This is a genomic window from Arenibaculum sp. (assembly GCF_035998295.1).
GTDB lineage: Bacteria > Pseudomonadota > Alphaproteobacteria > Azospirillales > Azospirillaceae > DASYHS01.
This window is the reverse complement of sequence record NZ_DASYHS010000126.1, coordinates 1-2,220: the sequence shown is the minus strand read 5'-3', so window position 1 is coordinate 2,220 and position 2,220 is coordinate 1. Positions and strand designations below refer to the sequence as shown.

2 protein-coding genes are annotated in these 2,220 nt (G+C 72.7%); one reads left to right on the top strand and one right to left on the bottom strand.

Features of this window, described 5'->3' with window-relative positions; genetic code table 11:
• Window positions 1-824, bottom strand: an 824-nt coding sequence (locus tag VGO20_RS12770; RefSeq protein ID WP_327502734.1) for an EipB family protein, incomplete at its 3' end; no start/stop codon positions are given.
• Window positions 825-912: 88 nt separating this feature from the next.
• Here VGO20_RS12770 and VGO20_RS12765 point away from each other — a divergent pair.
• Window positions 913-1,905 carry a 2-hydroxyacid dehydrogenase gene (locus VGO20_RS12765; RefSeq protein WP_327502733.1) on the top strand — a complete coding sequence of 331 codons (993 nt, stop codon included), beginning with the start codon at window positions 913-915 and terminating at the stop codon, window positions 1,903-1,905.
• Window positions 1,906-2,220: the final 315 nt, after the last annotated feature.

Below are 2,220 nucleotides of genomic sequence, written 5' to 3'. Positions count from 1 at the left end.
GGCAGCGCCTCCACCTCGCGCAGCGTCGCGGAGACGGTGAAGCCGCCATAGTCGACCAGGACCGAACGGGCGACGCCGTTCTCCAGCAGGTCGATCTCCATCTCGTAGTCCGGGGCGGCCTCCTGCGCGTCCGGCGGGAAGAAGGCCATCCTCACCGGCCAGAAGCTGCCGCCGGTCAAGGCCCCCGCCTCCCCGGCCTCGGCGGTCCGGCCCAGGCCGATCGCAGCCCCGATCTCGGTCCAGCCGCCGGCGTCGGACCCGTCGAAGACCATCGCGGAGAGGAACTTGCCCCCGGACTTGGCCTCGTCGATCAGCGCGATCGTGTGGGCGGTCGGGAACGCCACGCCGGGCGGCAGCGCCAGCTCGTCGCCCTCGGGCCGGGCATAGCGGACGACGCCGGCGCCGGCATCCGCCTCGCCGCGCATCTCCTCCTCGACCTCGCCGTTCACGACCTTGCGGAAATTGAAACGGTAGGCTCCGCCGTCCTTGGCCTCCCAGGTGACGAAGGTGGTCGCCATCTCGACCTCGTCGCCCGCGGGGTAGAGGAAGCGGAGCTGGTAGCGCTCCTCGACCGTCCAGCCGTCGCAGGCGTCCGACAGGGAGAACGCGAGGGTGCCGCGGACGTCGGCAATCTCCGAACCGCTCCTCAGCGAGCCGAGCGACAGGTCGTAGGTCGCGCGGTGGGCCGCCAGCTCGGCCGCGGCCGCCCCAGCGACCGGCCCGGCGACCGGGACAATGGCCGAGACGGCGACGGCGAAGGCGGCGAAGGCGGCGCAGCCGGCGCGGTTGTTGATTCGCGGCCATTCAGGCAAGGTGACGCTCACGGCGTGTCGGCGGAGATCCCGCTGGAGCGTGCATTGTCGCGCGGCGCCGAAAGTCCCCGCAACACTTTTCACGGAGACCAGGCTTCGCATGACCCCCGGCTCACCCCCGACCGGAAATGACGGCCGGCCGCCGCTCCTGGTGACGCGGCATCTCCCCGAGGCCGTCGAGGCGCGCGCGGCGCGGGACTACGACGCCCGCCTCAACCCGCAAGACGTCGTCCACGACGGCGCCGCGCTCGCGCGCCTCGCGCGCGGCTGCCCCGGCATCCTCGTGACCACGAGCGAACGGCTCGACGCCGCGGCGATCGCCGCCCTGCCGGACGAGGTGCGCATCGTCGCCACCTATTCCGTCGGCGTGGACCACATCGACCTGGGTGCCGCGAGCGCGCGGGGCCTCGTCGTGACCAACACCCCCGACGTGCTGACCGACGCCACGGCCGACGCCGCGATGCTGCTGATCCTGGGCGCCGCGCGCCGGGCCGGCGAGGGGGAAAGGCTGGTCCGGGCCGGGCAATGGAAGAGCTGGACCCCTACCCTGCTGCTCGGCGTCCAGGTCACGGGCAAGCGCCTGTGCATCCTCGGCATGGGCCGCATCGGCCAGGCGGTGGCGCGCCGCGCGCGCGGCTTCGACATGGAGGTCCACTACAGCACGCGGCGGCGGCTGCCGCCGGAGCAGGAACAGGGCGCCACCTGGCACGCCGACCCCGAGGAAATGCTGCCGCTGGCCGATTTCCTGTCGATCAACTGCCCGCTGACGGCGGAGACGCGCGGCTGGCTCGACGGCCGCCGCATCGCGCTGATGCCGGACGGCGCGGTCGTGGTCAACACCGCGCGCGGCCCGATCGTCGACGACGACGCGCTGATCGCGGCGCTGCGCTCGGGCAAGTTGGCGGCGGCCGGGCTCGACGTCTTCACGAACGAGCCGGACCTCGACCCGCGCTATCTCGACCTGCCCAACGCGTTCCTGCAGCCGCATCTCGGCAGCGCCACGGTCGAGACCCGCAACGCGATGGGCTTCCGCGCGCTCGACAACCTGGACGCCTTCTTCGCCGGCCGCGAGCCGCCGGACCGGGTCGCCTGACCCGGCCCGGCAGGCTCGCTCACCCTTGGCGTTTCCGGTTCATCCGGAAACGCCAAGGGGCGCGACCGCGCCCCCGCCCCGCCAGGGGCGAAAGCAAAGCCGCGGATGCGGCGCCGGCGACTGAGGAACACGAAACCCCTGAGCGTTTCCGGTCATCCGGAAACGCTCAGGGGATACCTGGTTCCGCCGCGTCCTTGCGCGGCTTCGGCAGGTCGAGGCGGATGTGCAGCTCGCGCAGGCGCTCCGGGCCGACCGGCGCCGGGGCTTGCATCAGCAGGTCCTCGGCCTTCTGGTTCAGCGGGAACACGATCACCT

Excerpts from the sequence above, each read along its gene's own strand:
- VGO20_RS12765 (WP_327502733.1), top strand. The coding sequence starts at position 913 with ATGACCCCCGGCTCACCCCCGACCGGAAATGACGGCCGGCCGCCGCTC.